This is a genomic window from Nocardia cyriacigeorgica GUH-2, assembly GCF_000284035.1.
In the GTDB taxonomy this organism is placed as follows: domain Bacteria; phylum Actinomycetota; class Actinomycetes; order Mycobacteriales; family Mycobacteriaceae; genus Nocardia; species Nocardia cyriacigeorgica_B.
In genome coordinates, this window is record NC_016887.1 from 2,803,114 (window position 1) to 2,830,051 (window position 26,938).

Annotated in this window: 25 protein-coding genes and 1 pseudogene; 13 read left to right on the forward strand and 13 right to left on the reverse strand. The window is 68.2% G+C overall.

The window, feature by feature from the left end:
* Nucleotides 1–88 precede the first annotated feature (88 nt).
* From NOCYR_RS12630 to NOCYR_RS12645, 4 genes and pseudogenes are all read right to left on the reverse strand, one after another.
* Nucleotides 89–633 (reverse strand): annotated as a pseudogene (locus NOCYR_RS12630) (dihydrofolate reductase family protein).
* A gap of 138 nt (nt 634–771) precedes the next feature.
* Nucleotides 772–2,604 carry an adenylyl-sulfate kinase gene (gene cysC / locus NOCYR_RS12635; RefSeq protein WP_014350763.1) on the reverse strand — a complete coding sequence of 611 codons (1,833 nt, stop codon included), beginning with the start codon at nt 2,602–2,604 and terminating at the stop codon, nt 772–774.
* Nucleotides 2,604–3,536, reverse strand: coding sequence for a sulfate adenylyltransferase subunit CysD (gene cysD / locus NOCYR_RS12640; protein ID WP_014350764.1), 933 nt, complete (start codon nt 3,534–3,536; stop codon nt 2,604–2,606). Before cysD ends, cysC begins: the two co-directional genes overlap by 1 nt.
* A gap of 9 nt (nt 3,537–3,545) precedes the next feature.
* Nucleotides 3,546–4,445 carry a helix-turn-helix domain-containing protein gene (locus tag NOCYR_RS12645; RefSeq protein ID WP_014350765.1) on the reverse strand — a complete coding sequence of 300 codons (900 nt, stop codon included), beginning with the start codon at nt 4,443–4,445 and terminating at the stop codon, nt 3,546–3,548.
* Between the two features lie 82 nt (nt 4,446–4,527).
* Between NOCYR_RS12645 and NOCYR_RS12650 the strand changes: the two genes are divergently transcribed.
* From NOCYR_RS12650 to NOCYR_RS12660, 3 genes are read left to right on the forward strand one after another with little or no spacing between them, the layout of a single operon-like run.
* Nucleotides 4,528–5,691, forward strand: coding sequence for a hypothetical protein (locus tag NOCYR_RS12650; protein ID WP_014350766.1), 1,164 nt, complete (start codon nt 4,528–4,530; stop codon nt 5,689–5,691).
* Nucleotides 5,691–6,467, forward strand: coding sequence for an SDR family oxidoreductase (locus NOCYR_RS12655; protein ID WP_014350767.1), 777 nt, complete (start codon nt 5,691–5,693; stop codon nt 6,465–6,467). Before NOCYR_RS12650 ends, NOCYR_RS12655 begins: the two co-directional genes overlap by 1 nt.
* A 14-nt stretch (nt 6,468–6,481) precedes the next feature.
* The gene (locus tag NOCYR_RS12660) at nt 6,482–7,645 is read left to right on the forward strand and encodes a sulfotransferase family protein (protein WP_014350768.1); all 1,164 of its coding nucleotides are present in this window, start codon (nt 6,482–6,484) and stop codon (nt 7,643–7,645) included.
* Nucleotides 7,646–7,840: 195 nt separating this feature from the next.
* On the opposite strand, the gene NOCYR_RS12665 is transcribed toward NOCYR_RS12660, so the two are convergent.
* Together NOCYR_RS12665 and NOCYR_RS12670 are read right to left on the reverse strand one after the other, a co-directional pair.
* Nucleotides 7,841–8,509 carry a PaaI family thioesterase gene (locus NOCYR_RS12665; RefSeq protein WP_014350769.1) on the reverse strand — a complete coding sequence of 223 codons (669 nt, stop codon included), beginning with the start codon at nt 8,507–8,509 and terminating at the stop codon, nt 7,841–7,843.
* Nucleotides 8,510–8,561: 52 nt separating this feature from the next.
* A complete protein-coding gene (locus tag NOCYR_RS12670; protein ID WP_014350770.1) occupies nt 8,562–9,158 on the reverse strand; it encodes a TetR/AcrR family transcriptional regulator in 597 nt (198 codons plus the stop codon).
* A gap of 21 nt (nt 9,159–9,179) precedes the next feature.
* On the opposite strand from NOCYR_RS12670, the gene NOCYR_RS12675 reads away from it, so the two are divergent.
* The 4 genes from NOCYR_RS12675 to NOCYR_RS12690 all read left to right on the forward strand — a co-directional run bounded on the left by NOCYR_RS12675 (nt 9,180) and on the right by NOCYR_RS12690 (nt 12,266).
* Complete coding sequence (locus NOCYR_RS12675) at nt 9,180–9,548, forward strand: hypothetical protein (protein ID WP_048833310.1); 369 nt, start codon at nt 9,180–9,182, stop codon at nt 9,546–9,548.
* Nucleotides 9,545–10,033: a hypothetical protein gene (locus tag NOCYR_RS12680; RefSeq protein ID WP_014350772.1), complete on the forward strand. Its 489-nt coding sequence runs from the start codon at nt 9,545–9,547 to the stop codon at nt 10,031–10,033. The genes NOCYR_RS12675 and NOCYR_RS12680 overlap by 4 nt, the downstream gene beginning before the upstream one ends.
* 316 nt (nt 10,034–10,349) lie before the next feature.
* Nucleotides 10,350–11,663, forward strand: coding sequence for a cytochrome P450 family protein (locus NOCYR_RS12685; protein WP_218582852.1), 1,314 nt, complete (start codon nt 10,350–10,352; stop codon nt 11,661–11,663).
* A gap of 90 nt (nt 11,664–11,753) precedes the next feature.
* Nucleotides 11,754–12,266, forward strand: coding sequence for a mycothiol transferase (locus NOCYR_RS12690; protein ID WP_014350774.1), 513 nt, complete (start codon nt 11,754–11,756; stop codon nt 12,264–12,266).
* 19 nt (nt 12,267–12,285) lie between these two features.
* Here NOCYR_RS12690 and NOCYR_RS12695 read toward each other — a convergent pair whose 3' ends face one another.
* Nucleotides 12,286–13,089 (reverse strand): ABC transporter ATP-binding protein, encoded by an 804-nt coding sequence (locus NOCYR_RS12695; RefSeq protein WP_014350775.1) that lies wholly within the window; start codon nt 13,087–13,089, stop codon nt 12,286–12,288.
* Complete coding sequence (locus tag NOCYR_RS12700) at nt 13,086–13,757, reverse strand: FadR/GntR family transcriptional regulator (RefSeq protein ID WP_014350776.1); 672 nt, start codon at nt 13,755–13,757, stop codon at nt 13,086–13,088. Before NOCYR_RS12700 ends, NOCYR_RS12695 begins: the two co-directional genes overlap by 4 nt.
* 172 nt (nt 13,758–13,929) lie before the next feature.
* On the opposite strand from NOCYR_RS12700, the gene NOCYR_RS12705 reads away from it, so the two are divergent.
* A complete protein-coding gene (locus NOCYR_RS12705; RefSeq protein ID WP_014350777.1) occupies nt 13,930–15,696 on the forward strand; it encodes a 2-isopropylmalate synthase in 1,767 nt (588 codons plus the stop codon).
* An 81-nt stretch (nt 15,697–15,777) separates the two neighbouring features.
* Here the strand turns inward: NOCYR_RS12705 and NOCYR_RS12710 are convergent, their stop codons facing one another.
* Nucleotides 15,778–16,299 carry a DinB family protein gene (locus NOCYR_RS12710; protein WP_014350778.1) on the reverse strand — a complete coding sequence of 174 codons (522 nt, stop codon included), beginning with the start codon at nt 16,297–16,299 and terminating at the stop codon, nt 15,778–15,780.
* Nucleotides 16,300–16,370: 71 nt separating this feature from the next.
* Entirely contained in the window at nt 16,371–17,000 is a 630-nt protein-coding gene (locus tag NOCYR_RS12715) for a maleylpyruvate isomerase family mycothiol-dependent enzyme (protein ID WP_014350779.1), read from the reverse strand.
* Between the two features lie 266 nt (nt 17,001–17,266).
* Between NOCYR_RS12715 and NOCYR_RS12720 the strand changes: the two genes are divergently transcribed.
* The 5 genes from NOCYR_RS12720 (at nt 17,267) to NOCYR_RS12740 (ending at nt 22,106) form a co-directional block, all read left to right on the forward strand.
* Nucleotides 17,267–17,728 (forward strand): thioredoxin family protein, encoded by a 462-nt coding sequence (locus NOCYR_RS12720; protein WP_014350780.1) that lies wholly within the window; start codon nt 17,267–17,269, stop codon nt 17,726–17,728.
* Nucleotides 17,729–17,730: 2 nt separating this feature from the next.
* Nucleotides 17,731–18,519, forward strand: coding sequence for a class I SAM-dependent methyltransferase (locus tag NOCYR_RS12725; protein WP_014350781.1), 789 nt, complete (start codon nt 17,731–17,733; stop codon nt 18,517–18,519).
* Nucleotides 18,520–18,682: 163 nt separating this feature from the next.
* Nucleotides 18,683–20,143: a serine/threonine-protein kinase gene (locus NOCYR_RS12730; protein WP_014350782.1), complete on the forward strand. Its 1,461-nt coding sequence runs from the start codon at nt 18,683–18,685 to the stop codon at nt 20,141–20,143.
* Nucleotides 20,144–20,262: 119 nt separating this feature from the next.
* The gene (locus NOCYR_RS12735; protein WP_014350783.1) at nt 20,263–21,093 is read left to right on the forward strand and encodes an IclR family transcriptional regulator; all 831 of its coding nucleotides are present in this window, start codon (nt 20,263–20,265) and stop codon (nt 21,091–21,093) included.
* A 359-nt stretch (nt 21,094–21,452) separates the two neighbouring features.
* On the forward strand, nt 21,453–22,106 hold the full coding sequence (locus tag NOCYR_RS12740) for a cutinase family protein (RefSeq protein WP_148280614.1): 654 nt from the start codon (nt 21,453–21,455) through the stop codon (nt 22,104–22,106).
* A gap of 8 nt (nt 22,107–22,114) precedes the next feature.
* Here NOCYR_RS12740 and NOCYR_RS12745 read toward each other — a convergent pair whose 3' ends face one another.
* From NOCYR_RS12745 to NOCYR_RS12755, 3 genes are all read right to left on the reverse strand, one after another.
* Complete coding sequence (locus NOCYR_RS12745; protein ID WP_048833311.1) at nt 22,115–24,145, reverse strand: SDR family oxidoreductase; 2,031 nt, start codon at nt 24,143–24,145, stop codon at nt 22,115–22,117.
* A 292-nt stretch (nt 24,146–24,437) separates the two neighbouring features.
* Nucleotides 24,438–25,139, reverse strand: a complete 702-nt coding sequence (locus NOCYR_RS12750) for a heme oxygenase (biliverdin-producing) (protein ID WP_014350786.1) — start codon at nt 25,137–25,139, stop codon at nt 24,438–24,440.
* 130 nt (nt 25,140–25,269) lie between these two features.
* Nucleotides 25,270–26,832, reverse strand: a complete 1,563-nt coding sequence (locus NOCYR_RS12755; RefSeq protein ID WP_081505390.1) for a threonine/serine ThrE exporter family protein — start codon at nt 26,830–26,832, stop codon at nt 25,270–25,272.
* Between the last annotated feature and the right edge of the window lie 106 nt (nt 26,833–26,938).

Here is a 26,938-nt window from a genome sequence, read left to right on the forward strand (position 1 = left end):
CCTTCGGTACAAGTTGGCTCCTGTGTACCATACTCCGCGCAGGATCGGCAGGGGCGGTCCCGTCGAGTATCAGGACCGCCCTGAGCGATCAATCCTTGGCAGGCCCGTAGTTCAGGTGCACCACGCCGTTGTCGTAGACGTCGGTCGACAGCAGCGCGAGCTTGGTCGTGGCGTCGTCGAAGAACCGCTGCCGGTGCCCAGGGCGATCGGGTACACGAACAGGTGCAGATTGTCGACGAGGCCGTCGCGGAGCAGGGCGCGGACCAACGTGCCGCTGCCGCTGATGTACAGGATGCCGTCGGTGTCGGCCTTGAGCTTGCGGATGACCTCGGGGTCATAAGCGCCGAGGCGGGTGCTGTTGGCCCACTCCACCGCGGGCTCCTGCGCACCGACGACGTACTTCATGGTGTCGTTGAAGAACGGCGCGCCCGGGTCGTCCTCTACCGTGCGGGTGGACCAGGCCGGCGCGAACATCTCGAAGGTGTTGCGCCCGAGCAGGATGCCGGTCGCGGCACCGGTGATCTCGCCGAGGGTGTCACCCATCTTCGGGTCGAACCCGTAGGCGAAGGTGAAACTCGGGTCGTCGTACATGCCGTCGAGGGAGATGAACTCGTGGACCGCGATGGTGCCCAAGATGCTTCCTTTCGTCAACCCGGCGCCCACCCGGATGCGGATCGAAGTGTCGAGCTGGAGCCGGCCGGATCGCCGTGCGATGCGTCGACGGGCGGGCGAGGCCGGCGTTGCGCCCGACGATAGGCGCTACGACCCCGCTCAGTCCATGGTCGCGAGCACCGCGAGCACCGTCGACGCCATCGCGGCCGGGTCCCCGTCGGCCGGGCGTAGCACCAAGCCGGGCGTGAGCGGATGCTCGTACGGTGCGTCGACGCCGGTGAAATCGCGGATCTCGCCCGCGCGGGCCTTGGCGTACATACCCTTCGGATCGCGCGATTCACACACCTCCAAAGGCGTATCGACGAAGACCTCGAGAAACGGGATGCCCGCGGCCTCATGCACTGCACGAGCCCTATCCCGGTCGGCCCGATACGGGCTGATGAGCGACACGATCGCGATCACGCCGGCCTCGGCGAACAGTCGCGCCACCTCGCCGACGCGGCGGATGTTCTCGACCCGGTCCTCGGCGGAGAATTCCAGGTCGGAGTTGAGGCCGTGACGCAGGTTGTCGCCGTCGAGCAGGAACGCCGGACGCCCGGACGCCACCAGCCGGCGCTCCAGCTCCACCGCCACCGTGGATTTGCCCGACCCGGACAGGCCCGTCAGCCACACCGTCATCCCGCGGGTCGCGCGCTCCTCGCGTTCGACGGCGGTGGAATGCCACACCACCCGCGAGGACGGCAGACTCGGGCCGGTGATCATGCCACCGGCGACGGTATTGCCGGTGGCGTCGTCGACCAGCAGGAAGCTGCCGGTCGTGCGGTTGCGCCGGTAGGGGTCGAACAGCAGCGGTTGCCGGGTGCGCAACTGGACGCGCCCGATCTCGTTGAGCGACAACGCCGTCGCGTTCTCATCTCGGTGCAGGGTGTTCACATCGAGGCGGTAGTCCAGCGTCCGCACCTCGACCGGAGTCGAGCGGGTGGTGTGGCGCAGGGTGTAGGTCGCGCCCGGGGTGAGGGTGGCGTCCTCGGCGAACCAGCACACCATGGCGTCGAGATCGCGCCCGACCTGCGGACGGTTGGCGGGACGGCAGATCAGGTCGCCGCGGGAGACGTCGAGCTCGTCGCTGAGTTGCACCGTCACCGCCTGCGGCGGGAAGGCTTCGTCGATGGGCCTGCCGCCCGGACCGAAGATCGACCGGACCGTGGTGTTCAATCCCGACGGCAGCACCGTCACCTCGTCGCCGGGTTTGAAGACGCCACCGGCGATCGTTCCGGCGTAACCGCGGAATTCCGGTGTGTGACTGCGGATCACGTACTGCACCGGCAGCCGGGCATCGATCAGGTTGCGGTCGGAGGCGATGTGCACCTCTTCGAGATGATGCAGCAGCGGGGTACCCTCGTACCAGGGCATAGAGGTGCCGCGATGCACGATATTGTCGCCGTGCAGCGCCGACATGGGCACGAAGGTCAGATCGGTGACGTCGAGCTTGGAGGCGAAACCGGCGAATTCCTCGCGGATCTCGGTGAACCGCTGCTGCGACCAGTCCACCAGATCCATCTTGTTCACACACAACACCAGGTGCGGGATGCCGAGCAGCCCAGCAAGGAAGGCGTGGCGGCGGGTCTGCTCCACCACCCCTTTGCGGGCGTCGACCAGCACCAGCGCCAGATCGGCGGTGGAGGCGCCGGTGACCATATTGCGGGTGTACTGGATGTGGCCGGGGGTGTCGGCGATGATGAATTTGCGGCGCGGCGTGGCGAAATAGCGGTGCGCGACGTCGATGGTGATGCCCTGTTCACGTTCGGCGCGCAGACCGTCGGTGAGCAGTGCGAGGTTCGGATAGTCCTCGCCGCGGTCGCGGCTGGTGCGTTCCACCGCATCGAGCTGATCGGTGAACAGCGTCTTGGAGTCGAACAGCAGCCGCCCGATCAGTGTCGATTTACCGTCGTCGACGCTGCCCGCGGTCGCCAGGCGCAGCAAAGTGGTCATCAGAAGTAGCCTTCTCGTTTGCGGTCTTCCATCCCGGCCTCGGAAATGCGGTCGTCAGCGCGGGTAGCGCCACGTTCGGTGACGCGGGCCGCCGCGACTTCGGCCACCACCTCGGCGGGGGAGGCGGCGCTGGATTCGACACAGCCGGTGCAGGTGGCATCGCCGACGGTACGGAACCGTACGGTCGACTCGTACGGTGTCTCGCCGTCGAGTAGCCGCAGAAAACGGGTGTGCGCCAACAGCATTCCGTCGCGCTGCACCACCGGTCGGCGATGGGCGTAGTACAGCGACGGCAGTTCGATGCCCTCGGCGGCGATATAGCTCCAGATATCGAGTTCGGTCCAGTTCGACAGCGGGAAGACCCGGATGTGCTCGCCGGGACGGTGGCTGCCGTTGTAGAGGTTCCACAGTTCGGGGCGCTGCCTGCGCGGATCCCACTGGCCGTATTCGTCGCGGAAGCTGAACACCCGCTCCTTGGCGCGCGCCTTCTCCTCATCGCGCCGGGCGCCGCCGAACACGGCGTCGAACCGGCCCTCGCGCACGCAGCGCAGCAGGGTAGTGGTCTGCAGCCGGTTGCGGGTGGCGCGCGGACCGCTGTCCTCGGTGACGCGGCCTGCGTCGATGTCGTCCTGGACCCGGCCCACGATCAGCCGCAGCCCCAGCCGCGCCACGGTGCGATCGCGGAACTCGATCACTTCGTCGAAATTGTGCCCGGTGTCGATATGCAGCACCGGGAACGGTAGTGGGGCGGGCCAAAAGGATTTGGCGGCCAGGTGCAGCATCACCACCGAATCCTTGCCGCCGGAAAACAACAGCACCGGGCGTTCGAAAGTCGCTGCGACTTCCCGGAATATATGTGCCGACTCGGCCTCGAGCGCGTCCAGATGGGGCAGCTCGTAGGTGTTCGCCGCCGACTTTGCGTACTGGCTCACGATGTAAAACTAGAACACGTTTCGGGAATTGGTCAACGGTTTGCGGCCACCGGAGTTTTCGGTGACGGCATCGGCGGCGCCGACCAGGGCCGCGCCGCGGCGGGCGATCTCCGCACCGGTGATCGACGCGCCGACGTACATGGTGAGCACCATGTTCTGCCTGCCGTCGGCATCGTAGGTCGGCGCGGCCAGCAGGCTCACCGGATGTTGTTGGCGCGGCCGCAGATCGGTGCCGAGATAGACCCGTTCGCCCAGGCTGGTGACCAGTTCGGCGACCACTTCGCGCAGCTCGTCGGGTAGCTCGCGGGCGGCGAAACCGGCCAGCAGCGAATACAGTCGCCGGCCCGCCGCGGTCATGGATTCCACCAGGTAGCCGCGTTCGCGGCATTCGGCGACGATCTGGCGCAACCGGGCCTCGTCCTGCTGCAGCGGCACCGTCGGCGGCATGGCCAGCCAGGCGTCGAAGGCCGCGTCGGTATCCCAGAGCACGTACATCAGGCCCACCGGCGGCGCGAAATGGTACGCGGCGCCGACCTTGACCATGCCGGGGCCGGCGCTCTCCAGCACGATGATCTGCTCGCCGACCACCGCCGAGGCCGTGCAGGTGGTGCGGTATTCCTGGCTGAGCCGGGCCAGCTCGGGGTGGGCGACGCCGGCGATGGCGAAGCTGTCCTGCGCCACCCGGCCCGCCGCGATGAGCGCGGGGCCGGGCCCGTAGGTGCGGGTGCGCGGATCGCGGACCAGATAGCCACCGGCGGTGAGTTCGGTGAGGATGCCGAGCGCGGTGGGTTTGGCCAGGCCGAGGGTGCGGGCCAGTTCCGAGAGCCCGACTCGCTTGCCCTGCTGTTCGACGATGAAATCCAGCACCTGCACCACCCGCTGGGTCGGCGCGGATCGGCGTTCGACCATTGACCACTCCTAGAACACGTTCTAATGTCCCTTGTATCGGAATGTACCAGAGCGGTACATATATGGAACACCGGAGAGTCTATTGCTGACCCAACCGTTCGCGGACGCCATCGCCGCCGCCGAGAAGATCATCACCGAGGCGCCGCATATCCGGACCGAACAGGACCTGATCGAGGGCTACGACTATCTGGCGGGCAGTATTCGGGCCGCCATTCAGATGGCGTGGGCGTATGAACGCGATTTTCCGTTCTTCGTCCAATCGACGGGGCCCTACACGAAAATGGGACTGGATAATCCCGACACCCTCTACTTCCATTCCTATCTGCGCCCGGATGCCGAATATGTGGTCACCGGTACCCGCGGGACCACGCGCGATCTGAGTTTCCAGGTATTGAATGGCGACTATTCGCCCGTCGACGTCCCCGACAGCACCACCGCATTCGACGATCGCGCCATCGACGTGGCTTCCGACGGGTCCTTCGAGGTCCGCTTCGGCCCGGGCGAGGCAGGCCCGAACTACATCACGCTGGCCCCCGATTCGGCCATGCTCGTGGTCCGCGAGGTGTTCAGCGACTGGAGCACCGAGAAGCCGGGCACCCTGCGCATCCACCGGGCCGACAAGGCCGGCGCCGCCCCGCCGCCGTTGACCAAGGATCTGATGACCAAACGCTACGGCGTCGCGGGCAAGATGCTGGTTTCGCGGCTACAGACCTTCCTCGCCTTTCCGCAGTGGTTCTACCTGAACCTGCCGGTCAACACCATGACCGAGCCACGCAGCACCCCGGGCGGGCTGACCACGCAGTTCTCCTCGGCCGGGCACTACGAACTCGCCGACGACGAGGCGATGATCATCACCGTCCCGAAGTCGGACGCGCCGTACCAGGGGTTCCAGCTCGGCAGCATGTGGTACCTGTCGCTGGACTACATCAACCACCAGACCAGCCTCACCGCCGATCAGGCGCACCTGGACCCGGACGGGATGATCCGGTTGGTGGTCAGCGAACGCGACCCGGGGCTGGCCAACTGGATCGAATGCACCGGCCACGCGCGCGGCTACTTGCAGTTCCGCTGGCAGCGGCTGTCGCGGGAGATGAAACCCGAGGACGGGCCGACGGTCGAGGTGGTGAAATTCGATGAGCTGGCGGCGCGGTTACCGCACTACGAGCAGGCTCGGGTGACGCCGCAGCAGTGGCGCGAGCGCATCGCGGCCCGGCAGGCGGCGGTGGCGGAAAGGATGCTCGGCTGATGTTGTTGCAGGACAGGGTAGTCGTCGTCTCCGGGGTCGGTCCCGGGCTCGGGCGGGCCATCGCGGTGCAGGCCGCGGTCGCCGGCGCCGACCTCGTACTGGCCTCGCGCACCGAATCGCGACTGGCCGAGGTGGCCAAGGAAATCACCGACCTCGGCCGCCGCGCGGTGGTGGTGCCCACCGATATCAACGACGACGCGGCGGCGGCGAATCTGGTGGAGACCGCGCACAGCGCCTTCGGCCGGGTGGACACACTGGTGAACAATGCCTTCGCCATCCCGCCCATCGTCGATCTGGCCGACGTGGACCTGGACGCGGTGCGGGCCGGTTTCGAGACCAATGTGCTCGCGGCGCTGCGCCTGACCCGGCTGTTCGTCCCCGCCCTCGAGGAATCCAAGGGTTCGGTCGTGATGATCAACTCCGCCGTACTGCACCACTCGCGACGCACCTTCGGCCCCTACAAGATGGCCAAGGCGAGCCTGCTGGCGCTGGCGCAGAGCCTGGCCACCGAACTCGGGCCGCGCGGTATCCGGGTGAATTCGGTTGCCCCCGGCTATATCTGGGCCGACAACCTGAAGTGGTACTTCAACTACCTGGCCCAGCAGCGCGGCATCACCCGCGACGAGGTGTACGCCGAAACCGCCGCCACCATCGACCTGCGCAAGCTCCCAGAGCCCGACGAGATCGCCGATGCGGTCGTCTTCTTCGCCTCGCCGATGGCGCGGGCGATCACCGGTGCGTGCCTGGATGTGAACTGCGGTGAGTACCACAAGTGAGGAGCGAAACGAACATGATCGGTAGGGACGACGTCGGCACCATCGACGACCTGCACGCCTCGGCGAGCAAGGTGGTCGGCTTGACCGATTTCGGGACCGACGACTACCGCGAGGGCCTCGCGGTCCTGCTCGAATCCTATGCGCGCGACGCGGAACTCACCCCGTTCGGCAACAAGGTCAACCGTGCTTTCCTGCGCGGAGCCCTGATCGCGCGGTTGCTGAGCGAAGCGGCCTGGAAACAGCACCCGCAGCACGCACAGGTGCCGATCGAGCGGCCCATCTTCGTTACCGGATTGCCGCGCTCGGGCACCACGGCCGTGCACCGGCTGCTGACCGCCGATCCGGCGCATCAGGGTTTGGAGATGTGGCTGACCGAGATGCCGCAGCCGCGTCCGCCGCGCGAGACCTGGGAACAGAATCCGATCTTCCAGCGGTTACAAGCCGCCTACGACAAGCATCATGTCGAGCACCCGGAATTCATGGGCGTGCACCATATTTCGGCCGACCAAGTCGAGGAATGCTGGCAGCTGCTGCGGCAGTCGGCGATGTCGATCTCCTACGAATGCCTGGGCTATCTGCCCACGTATTCGGAGTGGCTGCGCGAGCAGGACTGGACCGGCGCGTACCGCAGGCACCGGCGCAACCTGCAACTCATCGGCCTCAACGACGCCGACCGGCGCTGGGTGCTGAAGAATCCGAGCCACCTGTTCGCGCTGGACGCGCTGCTGGCGGTGTACCCGGACGCACTGGTCATCCAGATGCACCGCGAACCCAGCACCATCATCGCCTCGGTGTGCAGCCTCAATGAGCAGGCCTCGGCGGGCTGGTCGGACAAGTTCCGCGGACCGGTGGTCGGGCGCACCCAGCTCGAGCTGTGGTCACGCGGTGCGCAGCGGTTCCTCGACGACCGCAAGAACCACAACGCCGCGCAGTTCTGCGATGTGTACTACAGCGACTTCGTGGCCGACCCGATCGGCACCGTCGAGGGGATCTACCGGCACTTCGAACTGGACCTCACCGACGAGGCCCGCGCGGCGATGACCGCGCTGCACACGGAGTCCACCTCGGGTGCGGCGCGACCGGCGCACAAGTACACCCTTGCCGATTTCGACCTCACCGCCGACGCCGTCGACGCGAGCTTCGGGCCGTATCTGGAGGCGCATTTCCCGGCGCGCTGACATCGTTCCGGCCGGTCGCCTCACCTCGCAGGTTGGGGGACCGGCCGGTTAGTGACGTTCATCGTCTCCGGGGGGCGCCGGTGGTGCTGTCACCGCGTCCGGCATCGGGGCGTCTGGATATGGGCTAGGACGGCCTCGCGGATCATCCGGTCGAAGTCGGCGGCCCCACCTCGGTGACGACTGCGCTAGGTGTGCTCAGGGCTGGCCGGGCTTGAGCACGATGAACAGCCCGTTGGCCTCCGCGCACAGCCGCTCGCCGTCGTGCAGCGTCGCTCGCACGTACACCTTGCGGCCGTCACGGCGCTCGGCCCACGTGCGCAAGGTGAGTTCCTTGTTGAGCGGGGTGATCGAGCGGTAGTCGACGGTCAGCGACGCCGTCCGCGTGACCCCGCCCGCGTACAGTGCCGCCGCCATACCCAGCAGGTCGTCGAATCCGACCACGATCTGACCGCCGTGCGCGGCCGCGTTTCCGCCGAGGTGGAAGGTGCGGAAGGTGATCCTGGCCTCGACGCCGTCCTTGCTCGCCTTGTCGATCACATACGGCGGAATGGTGATGTTGCCGCGCGCCGGCAGGTCCGCCCTGGTCCAGGTGGGGGCCGACCACTCGTCGACGACGGCCGCGTCCAGCCGGTCATTGAGCTCCTTGAGGACCCCGATCGTTTCGACGGCGAGCTCGTCGGAGGGGCACGACAGCCGCACGCGGTCCATCAGCTTGCGGACTTCCTCGATGAACGCGCCGTAATGCGGACCACCGCGGGTGATGTCGGCGTTCTTGGCGGCGTCGATCAGCTCCGACATCGGCCGGAAACCGCCCTCGTGATGCTCGGCGTCGGGCAGTGCAGTGCCGGCCAGGTCTTCGGTCATGAGAACACGTTATCGGTAGCCCGGGGAATGCTCGATGACCGGGGCGGGCGGTTCAGGCACCGCGATAGGACTCGAGCAGGGTGCGGGCGGCGGCGGTGACGTCGTGCTCGAGCCACTCCGGGAGGCGGTCGGCATACGCGTGCCTGCGCAATGCGGCATAGGGCAGGTCGACGATCGCGCGGGCGACGGCATCGGTCTCGCGCTCACCGGCTCGCCCGAACAAGCCTTCGGCGATGCGCCGCAGATGCTCGATCAGCGGGGCGTTCATCCCGGCCAGCCGCGTGCCGAACTCCTCGTCCGGGCCGCCGTCGAGCAGATCGCTGGGCCGCAGGCTGAGCAGCAGCCGGGCGTCCTCGGGCAGGTCACGTCCGAATCCGAGCGACGCGCGCACCATCGCGGCGCCGGCCTCGACCGGGTCGGGGTCCGCGGCGGCGGCCTTCACTCGGTCCTGAAACCGTTCCAGCGCCCGGATCCATGCCGCGCTCAGCACGCCGTTGCGGTTGCCGAAACGGTGATAGAGCGTGCCGACCGGCGCGCCGCTGGCCTCGGCGATGGCGGCCACACTCGCCGCGCGCGGTCCCTCGGCCAGGACCAGGGTGCGGGCTGCGTCGAGGATCACATCGGTGTCGTGCTTGCGGGGCGGAGCCATGTACTAGTACGTTCCTTCCATATGGAGCGATTGCCCTATATCGATGAGCATGCCAGATCGGTCGACGCGAACCGCGACCGGACCTGGAAAGCATTGCTGAAAGTTGTCTGTAAGGATCCGGCCGATCCGTCGACCGTGCCCGGCGGCTTCGCGCTGGAGGAAGCCGATCCGCCGCGTCGTCTCGCCCTGGCCGGCCACCATCCCTTCTCCCGCTACAGCCTCACCTTCGAACTCGACGACGACGGCCCGCGACACACCGTCGTGCGGGCGATCACGCGCGCCGAATTCCCGGGCGTGGGCGGTTCGATCTACCGGGCGCTGGTGATCGGCACCGGCGGCCACAAACTGGTGGTGCGCCGGATGCTCGCCCGCATCGTGGCGGCGGCATGAACGCCGGATTGGTGTGGGGCGCCACCGAAGCCGAATGCGACGCGCCGCTGCCGTGCGATGCGGTCGAACCCGACGCGCTGACCGCCGACCGCGCCATCAGCATCGCCGCCCCACCGGCCGTGGTCTTCGCCTGGCTGTGCCAGATGCGGGTGGCCACCTACAGCTATCGCCTCGGCAATCGCTGGAAATCCAGTCCGCGGGTGCGTGATCCGCAGCTGACCGAACTCGCGGTCGGGCAGCGCTTCATGGGGCAGTTCGATCTGGAATCGTTCGCGCTGGGCAGGCATGTGACGTTGCGGGCCGGCGATATCTGCGTGACCTACGCGGTGCGGCCCGAGGGCGCGGGCACCCGGCTGGTCGCCCGGGTTCGCTTCGGTGGACCACGGCTGGTGGGCAGGCTGCTGGCCCTGGGCGACGTGATCATGATGCGCAAACAATTGCGGACGTTGAAGGAACGGGCCGAAGCCGAAGCCGCGGCCGACTGAGGACCACACCGCCGAATCCAGGGTGTCCGGTTCACTTTCACCGATCCGCTGAAACCGGTCCGTGCGGCCGTGCAATGATGTCACCCGGAAAAGCGGCCGCGGCGGATGATCGTCGCGCCGTCGGCCCTATCCGGTCGCAGCGCCGGGCTTTTCCTCGTCACACCGATCGACACTGCTCGACCACGCACCGTCGCAGACCTGATCGAGAGCACGTCGCGCCACACCGTCCGTCGGCAAGTTCCACGTGACCGTGCGCCGACCCCGGTTCGGGACTGCGCCGGGCACACGTCAGAACTGTTCGAACGTGGAAAGGACTGTGGCACGTGCACTCCCTGGATTCATGGCCGGACGCGGCAGCGCGGGACGGTGGTCGTTCGTGACGGCCGCGCACCAGATTCTCGAGTTGACCGACGAGTTCTATCAGGACCCGCACGCCGTCTACCGGACGCTGCGCGAGCGCGGGCCCATCCATCGCATCCGGCTGGACGGGGTGGTGGGCTGGCTGGTCGTCGACTACGAGGTCGCCAAGCAGGCCTTCGTCGAACCGAGCATCAGTAAGCGAATCGGGTCGCCGGAAGGCCAAGCGGTCCTCGCCAAGCACGGTGCCGCCGAGATGTTCAATGCCGCGATCAACGACAACATGCTCTTCTCGGACCCGCCGCAGCACACCCGGTTGCGCAAGCTGGTGTCGAAAGCCTTCGCCGGTCGCGCCATTCGCGGGCTCGGCCCGCGCATCACCGAACTCGCCGACACCTTGCTCGACGAGATGGCCGGACGCGAGGCCGTCGATCTGCTCGACAGCTACGCCTTCCCGCTGCCGATCGCGGTGATCTGCGAGCTGCTCGGCGTGCCCGACGACGACAAGGACGACTTCCGTTCCTGGACAGCCGTTCTGGTGAACGATTCGGCCCCCATCGAAGACCGCACCACCGCCGGGATCAGCTTCTTCACCTACCTCACCGAGCTGATCGCCACCCGCACCGATGATCCGCGCGAGGATCTGCTGTCGGAGCTGATCGTCGCCAAGGACGACGACGACCGGCTCGATCAGCAGGAACTGATCGCCATGCTGTTCCTGCTGCTGGCCGCAGGCCACGAAACCACGGTCAACCTGATCGGCAACGCCGTGCTCGAGTTGCTGCGCGACCCGGCCATCGCCGAACGGCTGCGCCACGATCCGGATGCCGTGCCGGGATTCCTCGACGAAGTACTGCGCTGTCAGGGCCCGGTGCATCTGGCCACCGCGCGCTACACCACGGCGCCGATCACGCTGGGCGGACAGGACATCGACGCCGGCGAGTTCATCATGATCTCCCTCGCCGCCGCCGACCGCGACCCCCGCCTGTTCACCGACCCCGACCGCGTCGACCCCACCCGCACCGACCATCGTCATATCGCGTTCGGGCACGGCATCCACTACTGCCTGGGCGCCGCCCTCGCCCGCATGGAAGCCACGATCGCCCTCACCCGGCTGCTCGACCGCATCCCGGCCATGTCGCTCGACGCCGAGTTCGGCGATCTGACCTGGCGTAAGAGTCTGCTGATCCGGGGGCTCACCCACCTGCCGGTGCGTCTGGGTGCCGAACCCGTCGCGGCCGCGGCCGAGGGTGCGCGGTATTCGATGAACTGATCGCCGCCGCCGGGCCGGTGGATGCCGGCCCGGCGTGCCGGACCTATCGCCGGCGGGAATAGGTGCCGACGCGGAGAGCTTGGAGATCCTATGACCAGTGCTGAGTTGTTGATCGACGGATTCGGACGGATCCAGGAGAACGTGCACCGGGCGGTCGACGGGTTGACCGGGGCCGAGCTGGGAACTCGGCTGGACGCCGAGGCCAACTCGATCGCGTGGCTGGTGTGGCACCTGACCCGGGTGCAGGACGACCACATCGCCGATGTGGCGGGCACCGAGCAGGTGTGGACACGCGAAGGCTGGGCGGACAGGTTCGGGCTGCCCTTCGATGACGGTGACACCGGATACGGGCACAGCGCCACCGACGTCGACGCATTCGCAGACGTGCCGGCGGACTTGCTACTCGGCTACCACGACGCGGTGCACGCCCAGACCATCGACTACGTATCCGGCCTCACCGATGCCGACCTGCCGCGGGTGGTCGATACGCGCTGGGATCCACCGGTGACGCTCGGCGTGCGATTGATCAGCGTCATCGACGACGACATCCAGCACTCCGGCCAGGCGGCGTTCATCCGGGGAATCCTGTTGCGGCGCAGGTAGTTACCTGGTCGATGGGCACCTATGTCCCGGCAGCGGCGGTGATGGGGGAGCGGGCGGTCCAGCGGTTGTGGGTGCGGTAGACCTCGACCGGGTGGGCGAAGGTCGTGGAGATGGTGTCGGTGGTGATGGTGGTGTCGGCGGGTCCGCAGGCTACTGTGCGGCCGGCGGCGATGAGCAGGGCGTGGGTGGTGGTGCTCGGCAGTTCTTCGAGATGGTGGGTGACCAGGATCGACGCCACGTCCGGGTGGGTGCGGTCGAGGGCGTCGATGGTTTCCAGGAGTTGTTCGCGGGCGGCGACGTCGAGGCCGGTGGACGGCTCGTCGAGCAGCAGTAGGCGCGGTTCGGCGATGAGGGCGCGGGCGATCAAGGTGCGGCCGCGTTCGCCCTGCGACAGGGTTGGCCACACTTCGTCGGATTTGCCGGACAGGCCGACGGTGTCGATCATGGCGTGCGCGCGGGCCAGGTCGTCGGCCGACGGGCTCCAGCGCATCGGGGTGTCGATGGTGCCGGTGAGTCCGGTGAGCACGACCTCGCGGATCGTCAGCGGATAGCGCAGGGGATGGCGCGGGTTCACATGTCCGATGGATCGGCGCAGCCGCTGCAATTCCACGCGGCCCAGCTGCTCGCCCAGCACCCGGACCGTCCCGGACGTGGGGTGGGTGACGGCGCCGCACAATCCGAGCAGAGTGCTCTTGCCCGCACCGTTGGGTCCCAGTAGCGCCCAGTGTTCGCCGGCCCGTACGGTGAGGGAGATGCCGTCGAGGATCTGTTTGCCCTCGCGTCGGAAGGTCACCTCGGTCAGGTCGAGCACCGGTGCGGTCACGAGAAGGCCTCCTTCAGGGCGGTGAGGTGGGTGCGGCTGAATTCTGCTGCCGCCGTGGAGTTTCGGGCCGCGATGGCGTCGGCGAGCTGTTCATGGGCGGCGTGATCGGCGCGCTCGGAGGGGACCGGGCGGATCTCGAGCATGTCGATCATCGCCAGGCGCAGGCGCGGCAGGAACGCGTCGAAGAGCTGCACCAGGATGTCGTTGTGCGCGGCGACCAGGACCGCGCGGTGGAATTCCATATCGGCGTCGACGTGTTCGGCGATCGTCTGGCCTTCGACGCTGCGGGCGGCCAGCGCGCGCCGGATCGCCCGTAGGTCGGCGGGAGTGCGCCGGTGTGCGGCCAGGGCCGCCGCCTCGGCTTCGATGGCGATGCGCGCCTCGATCACCGACGCGATGGTGGCGCGCCGCAGCACGATATCCCACTCCTCGCTGACGTCGAGCGCGGTCACGAACACCCCCGCACCTTGACGGCTGGCCAGCACACCCTTGCCCGCCAATTCGCGGATCGCCTCGCGCACCGTCGAGCGGCCCACGCCCAGCTGCGCGGCCAAGGTGGTCTCGCCGGGCAGTCGATGCCCCAAGGGCCATTCGCCACCACGAATCCGCGCGAGCAGCAGTTCGGCCGCCTGCTCGGCCAGTGGATGCCGCCGTACCTGGCTGTCCATCGCATGACCTATCTACTTGTCTGAGGAGTTGTGTATAGTCTAGGACATGCTCGCGCACCGCCTGCTCCTCGACCGCCACGGCGGGGCCTGACCGATCGGCCGCCCCGCCGTGGGGTTTCGCCGTCGGCCGGTCACCTCATTCGTGACGGCCGTCCGGCCAGGAAGCAGACCCATGACATCGCGTGCATTCCCCACCATCGACACTCCCGCGGGCACGGTCCCGCCGCAGGCGCCCGCCTGGAATCGTCAGCGGCAATCGCAGATGCGCTCGCACCGCTACCGCAATGTTTACGAGCGCGTGGAAGTGCCACTTGCGCATCGTGATTGGCCCTCTGCGCGGATTGCCCAGGCGCCGCTGTGGGTGCCGGTCGACCTGCGTGACGGCAATCAGGCACTGGCCGAGCCCATGGACCCCGAACGTAAACGCCGATTCTTCGAACTGCTGGTCGCCATGGGCTACAAGGAGATCGAGGTCGGCTACCCCTCCGCCTCGCAGACCGATTTCGACTTCGTGCGGCTGCTGGCGGATTCCGATATCGCACCGGACGACGTCACGATCGTGGTGTTCACGCCGGCGCGGCGGGATCTGATCGAACGAACCGTCGCGTCGGTGCGTGGGCTGCGCAACGAGGTCGTCATCCACATGTACACCGCGACCGCGCCGGTGTGGCGGGACGTCGTGCTGGGCAAGACGACTCGTGAACTGCGCGAATTGATCCTGGCCGGCGGCCGCGACGTGCTCGAACTGGCCGGCGATCTGCCGAACGTGCGTTTCGAGTTCTCCCCGGAGGTATTCAACCTGACCGAGCCGGGCTACGTCCGCGATATCTGCGATGCGATGACCGACCTGTGGGACGCGACGCCGCAACGCCCGGTGATCCTGAACCTGCCCGCCACGGTGGAGGTGGCGACGCCGAACGTGTACGCCGACCAGATCGAATACATGCACCGCACGCTGGCTCGGCGTGACAGCGTCATCCTGTCGGTGCATCCGCACAACGACCGAGGCACCGGCGTCGCCTGCGCCGAACTCGCGGTTCTGGCCGGTGCGCAGCGAGTGGAGGGCTGCGTGTTCGGTAACGGCGAACGCACCGGCAACGTCGACATCGCCACCCTCGCGCTGAATCTGCATGCCCAGGGCGTGGATCCGATGATCGACTTCTCCGATATCGACGAGATCCGCCGCACCGTCGAATACTGCACCCGCCTGCCCATCCCCGAACGCCACCCCTACGTCGGCGACCTGGTCCACACCGCGTTCTCGGGTACTCACCAGGACGCCATCAAGAAGGGCTTCGCCGAACACCGCGCCCGCGCCGCCGCCACCGGCCGCCCCGAACGCGACATCGACTGGCAGGTTCCGTACCTGCCCATCGACCCCGCCGACCTCGGCCGCAGCTACGACGCGGTGATCCGAGTGAATTCCCAATCCGGCAAAGGCGGCATCGCCTACCTGCTGCACACCGAATACGGCATGGACCTGCCCCGCCGCCTGCAGATCGACTTCGCCCGCCACGTGCAGCAACACACCGACGGAACCGGCGCGGAAATCACCGCGGCCGAACTGCGCGACCTGTTCGAGCAGGTGTACATGGGTTCCGGCGCCGATGCCGTGAGCCTTGACCACTGGCAGGCCGATGAATCAACCACCACAATCACCCTCACCGCCGACGGCCGCACCCACACCTCCGACCACCGCGACATCGGCCCGATCGACGCCCTGACCTCCGCGCTCGCAGCCATCGGCCGCCCGGTCGAGGTCCTGGCCCTGCACCAACAGTCCCTCACCACTGGAAATGCCAGCCCGGCAATCACCTACCTCGAGTACCGGATCAACGGCCGAACCGGTTGGTCCTGCGGACGCAGCGATTCCGTGCTGGCCGCGACGATGGCGGCGGTCATGAGCGCCGCGAACACGGACGTTCCGACGACGGTCTGATGCCCTGGGCGGTGCGATGGTCGCCCGCGACCACCGCACCGCCCAGCGTTCGCGTGTTTCGACCCGAGTAGGGGACCTCGGCTACTCTCCCGTCCGCCCGTCGATGCGTTCGCGGAGGAAGTCGGCGTGGCCGTTGTGGCGGGCGTACTCCTCGATCATGTGCAGGTAGATCCAGCGGAGGGTGTATTCGGTGCCGGTTACCGGGTGGGGGCAGCGGTGGTCGAGGGGGAGGGCGGCGACAGCGGCGTCGGCGAGGGCTCGTTCGCGGTGGTAGGTGGCCAGGTCGGTGGCCGGGTCGGCGGTGGGGACGTCGTCGAAATCGCCGTCGGGGTTGTCTTCGGAGCAGTAGAGGTAGTCGAGGGATTCGCCGGCGGCGGTGATGCGGAACCAGCCGCGTTCGTTTTCGGTGAGGTGGCGGATCAGGCCGTGCAGCGACATCGTGGAGGGAGCGACGCAGCGTTGGGCTAGTTGGGCGGCGTCGAGGCCCGCGCATTTCAGCAGCAGGGTCTGGCGGTGGTAGTCCAGCCACGACTGCAACATCGGCCGTTCGCCGGCCACGGACAACGTCTCGATCCGATCGATCTCGGGTGCGATCCATGCCACCGGGGGACTGTACCGCGCGGGCCGCGGATGCGTGGGATGAATTTCCGGCCGCGCCGGACGCCGGAACTGGACTATCCGACAGCGCTGAACCGGTCGGCGGCCGGCCCGTGTAGATGGCCGGCCGGGAGGGTGCGGCCGCACAGGACGAGCAGCAGGTCCTGGGCGCGTCCCGTGAGTGGAGTGCCTGTGCCGTAGGTCCAGTCGAGATCGTCGGCACGCAGCTGGACACCGGTGAGGTCGACGCCGAAATACTTCACCTGCTTCGGCTGCACCGATTCCAGGACCGGCCGGATCCGATGCTCGGGCAGCACATCGTCGAGGCCGAGCCCGACGGTGATGTCGAGACCGTGGATGACGTCGTGGCTGAGCGCGCCCACGAACCCACCACCCGGCGGCTTCCACGGATGATTCACGTTGTCGTGCAGGCAGGTGAGCAGCTGCGACGAGGTCAATCGTGCGGCGTCAGCGCGGGCGCTGCGGTCGGACATGCGGTTGAAATTGCCGCGCGCCTTGATCATGCCGAGCACGAAACCGGGCAGCGACAGACGGTAGGGCATGGTGATGTGGGCGACGACTTCACGCACCCGCCACCCCTCGCACAACGTCGGCGAGTCCCAGCCCGCTTCGTCCAGCCCGCCCAGCACCTCGGTCAGGTATCGCCGCTGCTCGGCAATCACCGCCCGGACGTCGGCTTCGGTCATCGTCGGCTCCTGTTCGTCGTGTCGGCACGGCTGCGCACCCCGGCCACTCAGGGATAGGACCGGGCGACGCGCCGGAATTCATCGGTGAGCAACCGAGTGCTACATGAGCGAGGCAAACGCCGAGAAGCCCGCACGCTCATGTAGCTCTCGACGGACAGCGGAGGCGCACACCGCCGCGCGTACGATCGAGTTCTGTGCGAGGATTCGAGGTCGGTTGCACGCGATGAGCGATTCGGGTCGGGAGCCGGTCGCCGGGAGGAACACAGATGCCGACGAGAGCGCTGACCCAGCAGACCTTCGACCAGGTCATCGCGAGCAACCACATCGTGCTGGTGGAGTTCTGGGCATCCTGGTGTGGCTGGTGCACCCGCTTCGCGCCGGTCTACGGCTCCTCCGCCGAAACCCATCCCGATATCGTGCACGCCACCGTCGACGGCGAAGCCGAACCCGCCCTGGTCGCCGCCGCCCAGGTCGACAGCTACCCCTGGCTGATGGGGTTCCGCGAAGGCCTGCTGGTGTACTCGCAGGCCGGTTACCTGCCCCCTGACCACCTCGAAGAACTGGTCCAGCAGATCCGCTGGATGGACATGGACGCCTTCCGTCGCACCATCGCCGACGCCGCCCGCACCCAGACCCCGCAATCCCAAGCGCCGGCCGAGCCTGCCGCCCCACCCCGGCTGGCGGGCATTGCGCCCGGCTCCGCCGCCTACGGCTGGCCCGGCCTCTGACGATGTCCTCCGACGTCGCCCGCGAGTACGCCGACCCCAGTGGCCTGCGCACCCGCATCGAGACCCACGCGCGGTACTCGGCGCGCCGCGACGACCCCATCGCCGACGTGCTGTCCGCCCTGGCGCTCAACGGCACCGAAGACCTCGCCGATATCGGCTGTGGTGACGGCCGGTTCCTGGCCGAACTCGCCGCGAGCGGTCACACCGGGCAGCTGGTCGGCTCCGATATCGCCACGCCCATGGCAGTCGCCGCGGCAGCCGTGCCTGGCTGCCACGGGGTGCGCGCGGATGCCCGGCGACTTCCCTTCGCCGCCAACGCCTTCGATGTGCTCACCGCACGTCATCTGCTGCACCATGTGCCGCAACCGCTGGCCGCCCTCGCCGAGTTCCGGCGCATCACCAGACCGGGCGGCGTCGTCGCGGTGGTGGCGAATCATCCACGCCCGTACCGGTCTCTCATGGACCTTCTCGCCAGGCACGGGGCCGGCCCGGCGGAAGGCACCATCGTCGACGTCCACACCGAGACGCTGCCCGCACTGCTGCACGACGTGTTCGGCGACACCGGCACCCGCCACCGCGTCGACAACGAACTGGTCTTCCCGGAACCCGAACCACTGATCCGTTTCGCGGAGTCCCTGTTCACCCTCTGCGGGTTCGCCCCGGATCACCCCGAGCGAGACAGCCTGCGCGCCGCCGTAGCCAACGATATCCACGCATGGTTCGCCGCCGACCCCGGCCGATGCTGGCGCGAACCCAAGGGCTACCTCGTCGCCACCGCCACCTGCCCCTGACCGACGAAGGTGGCAGCCGGCTTCCCGGCCCGGCTCGATGCGACGGCAGCTCCGCCCGGAGGCGGCGGCAGCCGGACGGACGGGATGCCGGGAGAAATCACGGCGCTCGAACCGCCCCACCCATCCGCTAAGGTAGGCCCAGTTTTTCGTGGAGGGACTTCGGGTGGAGCGACGGCTGGCGGTGGGGCAGGAGTTCGCCGGTTATCGGGTCGAACGGCTGCTCGGGGAGGGCGGCATGGGCCAGGTGTATTTGGCTCATGACCGGGATCTGCCCCGGATGGTGGCGTTGAAGCTGCTGAGTCCGGTGATCGGCGACGACGGGGAGGTGCGGGCGCGGTTTCTGCGGGAGGCCGATACCGCCGCGCGGCTGGCGCATCCGAATATCGTCGCGGTGTACGCGCGGGGGCAGGAGCAGGATCGGCTCTGGATGGCGATCCAGTACGTCGAGGGCACCGATGTGGCGACGGCGCTGCGGGAGGGTCCCATCCGGCCCGCCGACGCGGTGCGGATCACCGAGGAAACGGCGAAGGCCCTCGATCACGCGCACCGGTCCGGTGTGTTGCACCGAGATGTCAAGCCCGCCAACATCCTGCTGGAATGGGGTCCGCAACGGCAGGTCTACCTGACCGATTTCGGAATCGCGAAGGCCCTCGACAATGCCGACGGACTGACCCGCACCGGTGAGCTGTACGCCAGCTTCCACTACGCCGCGCCGGAGCAGTTCGAGTTGCGCGCCGATATCGACCACCGCGCCGACGTCTACGCTCTCGGCTGCACCCTCTACTACATGCTCACCGGTGAACTGCCCTTTCCCGCCGCCGGCACCGGCCAGCTCATCGCCGCCCATCTCAACGCACCGGTGCCGCGCCCGAGCCTGCACAACCCGGCCGTGCCGCCGGCCTTCGACGACGTCATCGCCCGCGCCATGGCGAAGAACCGCGACGAAAGATACGGCAGCTGCGGTGAACTGGCGGCCGCTGCCCGCCGGGCTTTGGCCGCCCCGCGCAACCCGGTACACCACGTCACCGGACCGACGATGCCCTCGTCGCCCGCTGCTCCGAGTACCGCCCCGGTCCGGCATACCACGCCGAATCCAGCGCCGGCCTCGCGCACGCGCAAGGTGCGTAAACCACTGGCCGCCGCCCTCGCCGCCGTCGCGGTCTTCACCGGGGCCGCCGTCGCCGCGGTGCTGTTGCGCGGCAACGATGGGCAGCAACCCATTCCACCCACCCCGCCCGCCGGCGCACAGGCCGCCGCGGAACACGCCGCCTGCGAATACAGCAAGCTCATGGCCACCTACGACTACGACGACCCCGACGGCTGGGAGCAACGCGTCTACGACGGCGCCACCGGCGAATGGGGAACCCAGGCCCAGGGCGTACTGCCGATGGTCGGCATGCTGGTCGCCTCCGACCCGGTCCGCACCCGCGCCACCGACGCCGAATGCACCGCCACCATGAGCGAGGCCGACACCGTCGCCGACGTCGATGTGCTGCTCACCCAGGTCAACTCGCCGCCGGGCAAACCGGAGGAAACCGAGCAGATCACGATGTCCACCCGGATGGAGCTGGTCGACGGCCGGTGGCTGTGTAGCCGGCTCGTCACCCCGCTGCTGCCCAACTGACAGCGACTCTTCATACCGAGACCAACCGGTATGTGATCGTGGTCTCGACCGCCCGAATCGATGCTGCCCGGCCACGTGCCGCTTCTAAGCTGTATCCGCTGCACGATGGAGGTTTGATCTTGACGGTCGAGGTGCCGACTCACCCCGGTCCCGGTGCGTTGCAGGCCGGTCGGGATCCGGCGCCACGCCCCGAGCCTCCGGTCTCGATGATCGAGCGGATGACGCTCATCCTGGACGCCTTCGACGGCGCGACCCCGACGCTGACCCTGCACCAGCTGGTCGAACGCACCGGCCTGCCGCGCTCCACCGTGCACCGCATCCTCGATCAGATGATCCGGCTGCGCTGGCTCGCCCACGCCCCGGGCGGCTACCGCTTGGGGCTGCGGGTGCTCGAACTGGGCGGATTGGCCGCGGGGCACAACGAGATCCGCGACGCGGTGAGTCCACTGCTGCACGATCTGTGCCGGCGCAGCGACCTCGACCTCGTCGGGCACCTCGGTGTGCTGGACGGCCGCGAGGTCCTCTACCTGGACAAGGTGAGCGGCCGCAACACGCCGAGCGTGCCGACGCGCCTGGGCGGCCGGATGCCCGCGCACAGCACCGCCCTCGGCAAGGCCATGCTGGCCGCGCTGGAGCCGAGCGTGGTCGACGCCTCGTTCCGCGACCGGCTGCCGCAGCTGACCGCGCGCACCATCGGCGACCGCGTCGAACTGCACCGCGAACTCACCCGGATCCGGCACCGTCAGGGTGTCGCGGTCGACAACGAGGAATCGGTGCCGGGTATCGGTTGTGTCGCGGTCCCGGTGCGCCGGCGCGGTGTGGCGGTGGCGGCGTTGTCGCTGAGTACCCGGGTAGGCGCCGATCGGTCCGCGACCGACATCAGCAGTCAGGCCCGCATGCTCATGGGCCTGGCGCGGGAAGCGACGGATCTGCTCGCGGCGCGGTTCTGAACCGGCAGTCGGTCGTCTCCGCGAAGTAGTCTGCGTTCCAGAACGTCCGCACCGCACGTCGTCGACCACGGGGCGCGCGATGGAGACAGCAGGCACCAGACGAGTACCGCCAGCGGGTGCCTGCGCCTGTGCCGATAGAGAGCGGGCCGCTGGAATTCAGCACGACCGGCCGCCCCGCGCCGCGGCGGTGCTCGTCCCGTGAAATGGCAGGACACGGTTGGGCCTTGAGTCGATATCGGTTGGCTCATTCGGCTTGACCCGCTACCGCCCCGTTCGTACCTTCGCGGATACAGCCGGGCAGGTGTAGCCGACACCGTCGTCCCGGCAGGCACTTTCGGGTGTGAACGGCGGTGATCGTAATGGCCGGTCAATGGGGACGGGCGAATATCCGTTATGCATCAGTAGTATTCGCGGCATTAATGCTCGCACTCGGTCTCGGATACGGGAGTTCCGCCGCACGCGCGGATTCCTGTGCCGCGGTCGAAATGGTGGTTGCCCGCGGCACACATGAGCCGGGGTATCTCGGTGCGGTGGTCGGTGATCCGCTGTACGCGGCGGTGACCGCGGCCGTACCGCTGAGTGTCGGGGCGTACGCGGTGCGGTATCCCGCGGACCTGCTCGATCCCGCGTCGTTGAGCCGCGGCACCAGCGATCTGGTCGACCACCTCGTCGAGCGATCCGCGCAATGCCCTGGTCAGCGCTATATCGTCAGCGGTTACTCACAAGGCGCGCTGGTGGTGCACGGCGCGCTGGGCACCGGCGTGATGGCGATGATGCCGGGCCTGCGTCAGCTGCCGCCGGTGCTGGCCCCGCGCGTCGCCGCGGTGCTGCTGTTCGGCGATCCGCTGCGCCTCAACGCGTGGTCGATCGCGGACATGTACGCCGGCCGGACCCGAAGCTATTGCGCCCCGGGCGATCCGATCTGTGAACTCGGCGCGACGAACCCGGACGCGCACGTCGGCTACCGCGACACCATCGCCGCGGCAGCCGACTTCGCCGCCTACATGCTCTGAGCAGCCGGTTACCAGTGCAGGCCGGGCACCACCCGCGCCACTCGTGCCGCCGGACCCGGCAATGCCATGAGCGGCAGCAGGACCGGCGACAAGACCGTCAACGGGCTACGCGGCCGTTCGGCGAGCTGATCGGCGGTCGCCGCGCCGGGACCTTCCGGCCGCGGCGCCGCCCCCACAGCCGCCTTGGACTCGCCGAAGATCCGGTACCCCTGATGCATGATGGTGCGCTTGACCGACGGCATCAGCAGCTCCACCGCCTGCGCGAAGGTGCCGACCGGGGTGTCGATCCGGTCCGGCCGATCGACGAGCGCGCGCACCACGATGTCGGCCGCCTGCGCCGGATCGGGCACCGGCAGCGAACGGTACAGATCGGTCGGCGCGATCATCGGCGTGCGCACCAGCGGCATCCGCACCGAGGTGAAGGTGATGCCCGCGTCGCGATTCTCCACCGCCGCGATCTCACTGAAGTTGTCCAGCGCCGACTTGCTGGCGACATAGGCGGCAAAACGCGGCACCTTCGTCTGCACCGCGATCGAGGAGATATTGACGATATGCCCGAAGCGGCGCTCGCGCATCGACGGCAGCAGCGCCAGGATCAACCGCACGGCGCCGAAGTAGTTGACCGCCATGGTTCGTTCGAAATCGTGCATCCGATCGGTGGAGTTGACCACCGCGCGGCGAATCGACCGGCCGGCATTGTTCACCAGGTAATCGACCCCGCCGTGCTCGGCGAGAATCGTGGTGACCAGCGCGTCGACCGCCTCGCCATCGGTGATATCGCACGAATAGGCATGAGCGTCACCGCCATCGGCACGCACTGCCTCGGCCGCCGCCTCCAATTCGGTGCGGCCCCGCGCCACCATCAGCACCGTCGCCCCGCGACGCGCCACGGCATGCGCGGTGGCCAGCCCGATTCCCGAGGACGCGCCGGTGATGAGCACGACGCGACCGGCGAAGATCTCCTCGCCCGAGGCGGGCCGGTGCCGGTCCGGGTCCAGGTTGGCCCGCCAGTAGTCCCACAGCCGTCCGGCGTAGCTGTCGAATTCCGGCACCGTCAGTCCGCGCAGCAGCGCGCGGGTGGAATCGGAGACGAATTCCGCCGAGAACGACACATGCGGCGCCACCTCGGCCGGAATTCCCAGCCGCTCCAACAGGAAATCGCGCACCGCGGGCACACCGGGCAGATGCGCCAGCCCGCTCAACGCGCGCCGGCTGCCCGGCAGCGGACCCATACCCGAGGGGGCGCCGGCCGCGGCCGCGAGCGCGCCGTAGATCTCGCCGAACGGCTGCGGGCACGGATTCACCAGGTGGAAGGTGCGCCCGTCCAGGCCCGGCCGGCGCACCAGTTCCACCATGGCCGCGGCGACGTAGTCGACCGGGACCACATTGGTCGCGCCGAGATCGGGCAGCGGCAGCGGCAATTCGGCGGGCAGCCCGCCGAGCGCGGCGATGGCGGGGAAGAAGTAGTAGGGGCCGTCGATCTTGTCCATTTCGCCGGTGCGCGAATCACCGACCACGATCGCCGGTCGATACACCCGCCACCGCACGCCCTCGGATTCGCGCACCATTTTCTCGGCCGCGAATTTGGTGCGATGGTACGGCGAGGTGAGCCGTTGCCCGAGGTCGAAATCCTCCTCGAAGAACTGGCCGCGATGATCACCGGCGACGGCGACCGACGACACGTGATGCAGCACCGCGCCGAGTTGTTTCGCCAGTGCCAGAACGGAATTCGTGCCACGCACATTCGCCGCGTGCGCGGTGGCCTCGTCGGCGGTCATGTCGTAGACCGCGCCGAGATGGATGATGTGATCGGCGGCGGGCGCGGGCTCGGTCAGCCCGAGGCCATCTACGGTGAGGTCGCCGACCAGTGGGTACACCCGTTCGCTGCCGCGCCAGCGGGTGGCCAGCGACTCGAACTTCGTCAGCGATTCGGCGCGCACCAGCACATGCACCCGGGCATCCGGCTCATTGTCCAGAATTCCTTGCACGACACGGCGACCCAGAAAACCGGTACCGCCTGTCACGATAAAAGAAACCATTGCCTACCCCTGCTGTTCGCTCGAACTCGTTGTCGCACAGAGCTGTCCGGCATGCAGCGGTGAATGCGGACAATCGAAAGATTTCGACCCTCCGAAAGATTTCGCCGGGCCGAAAGTAGGAACACCTTCGTCCTGACTGATCGGAACAGTAATCGGGGTTACCCGTCGGTAGCAAGCTGGATCGGCGGGAAGTCGTTGTGGGAATGGTCACGACGGCCCGCGGGGGATTTTGTGTGTTACAACAGTTTTCAGATAAGGAATATGCAACCGGGGGTGACAGATAACCGGCCGATCAGGACGGACGACGCGTCGGGAATTCCTCGGCCAGTTCCTCGAACACGGCGGTATTCATCGCGAAGGCCCGCTGGCCCTCGTCCAGCACCCGGCGCCGTTCCAGATCGTCGAGCGGCATCCGATCCAGCAGCGCCCGGTACTCGCGCTTGAACGCGGCCGGGTTGCCGACACCGTCGAAGACGTAGAAGCGCACACCGTCACCGCGATGCGGCAGATTCCACAGCTTCTCGGCGGTGCCGCGGATGACCTGCCCACCGGACAGATCGCCGAGATAGCGGGTGTAGTGGTGGGCCACATAGCCGCCGGGCCACTCGCGGGCGCAGTCATCGATCCGTGCGGCGTAGGCGGCGGTGGCGGCCAGCGGTTCGAGCCCATCGCGCCACCGCGGTCCGGCCAGGTGGGCGAGATCGCGTTCGAGTTCGGCGGTGCGGGCCAGCTCGGGACGGATGAACGGCCCCGCGATCGGGTCCTCGGCCAGGCTGTCCCAGCGGCCCTCCAGCGCACGGTAGATGAACCACAACTGGCCGGTGTAGCGCAGGTAGGACTCGACACCGAGTTCGCCGCCGAGCATGTCGGAGATGAACGAGGAGTTCTCCGCCTCTTCGTGCTGACGGGCGGTGGCGCGGCGGATCTGCGCCGAGAAGGGCACCGGCTCCGCGGCGGCGTGCTCGGTCTCCGACACATCCGGACCATGCGACATATCCGAAACCACCTCACCCTCACTGGAACCGTCGGCGCGACCGCCACGAGGCCGGGCGCCGTCGCCTGCGCGCACAGCGGCAGACCGATCGCTTCGACGATACCGGCTCACCTGTGATCCCGCGACGGGCTCATTTCTGCTTGCGCAGGTACGGCGGGATCTCCTTGCGCAGGTAGGGCGGCAGTCCGGCGGGCCGGCGCCGGCGCCGCACGATGGGCCTGCGCAGGTTGCCGAAGCGGCGCAGCACCGGCGGGCGCACCACCGTGCGGTCGAACCATTCACCGAGGGTGACTCCCGCGGCCAGCGCGCAACCCACACCGAGCGCGGCCAGCAACTGATTCGCACCGATCAGCAGCTCGTCGTTGAGGGTGCCGTAGAGGCCGCGGTAGACGCTCAGACCCGGCAGCAGCGGGGTGATGCCGGCGACCGCGACGATCAACGGCGGCGTCAGCGCACGACGGGCCATCAGACCACCGGCGAGGCCGATGATCGTGGCCGCGGCGCCGGAGGAGACCACCGGCCCGAATCCGGCGTGCTGCACCAGCAGGAAGACCACCGTGCCCACCGCGCCGCTGAGCGCCGCCGCGACCAGCGCCCGGCGCTCGGCATAACAGGCCAGCGCGTAGGCCAGCGCCGCCATCGCGCCGGCGAGCAGTTTGACCGGCAGATCGGTGAAGACCCGGGCGGGCGTGAGATCCAGCGGCGGTGACGTGGCGCCGAGGATCTGCCCGACCCGCAGCGCAAGCGCGATCCCGGCGACGATGCCGCCGGTCATCATCACCACCTCGAGCATCCGCGCCGCCGCGGTGATCGGACTGCCGGTGATCGCGTCCTGCACCGAGCCCACCAGTTGCAGACCACTCAGCAGTACCGTGATGCCGGCCGCGATGATCAGCGTGGGATCGACATCGATGCCGAGCGGCTCGGCCAGGGTCGCCAACACGATGGCGGGTGTGGCGGCGATCGCACCGCCCACCATGTGCTGGAAGAAGAACGGCAGCCCATACCGGTTGAGCACCCGGTTGACCCGGTCGATGGCCGCGGTGGCGGCGAAACTGACCACCGCCACCAGCGCGCCGGCACCGAGCAGCACCGCGATCGAGGCGGCCAGCAAAGACCAGCCGAAGGTCGCCATCCACCGCGGATAGGGATGTGGCGCGGAGGTGATGGCGTCGAGGGCGGCGCGCGCGTCCTCCGGATCGACGACCTGAGTGCGGATGCGCCGGGTCAGCCGGTCGACCGCGGCCAGCCGGGTGAAGTCCATCCCGCGGTAGTGCACGATGCGCATGCTGCTGGCCGGCGGCAGCGACCGCCCGCGGTCGGCCCAGATGCGGATCGCGTCGAAGGTGACATCGACATCGCAGCGCGCCAGACCGTAGGTGGCGGCGATGAACCGCACCGTCGTGGTGGTGTCGTTGACCGACGTTCCGGAGGCGAGCACCACCTCACCCATGCGCACCGCGAGATCGAGCACCTCGGCGACCTTGGCGTCGTCGGTGAGATCGATCGGCTGCAGCGGCGTCGGGGCGGCGACGATGGTGTCGGCGGTGGCCTGACGGTCACCGACAAGGCGCCCGAAGGCCTGCGTCACCACGGGCAGTCGCAGGATTCTGCGCCGGCGCGGACCGCGCGCGGCGAAATCCACGACCGGTGGTTCGCCGGTGTCTCCTCCCGAGGGCGCGCCGATTGCCATAGCCGTGAAGGTAGTCACCCGCACCCGGCCCGCGCATCGTGATCCCCGCAACCGCAGGCAGGTGGCGCCGTCGGGCCGGGCAGCGGGCGACCGGAGACGGGCGTGG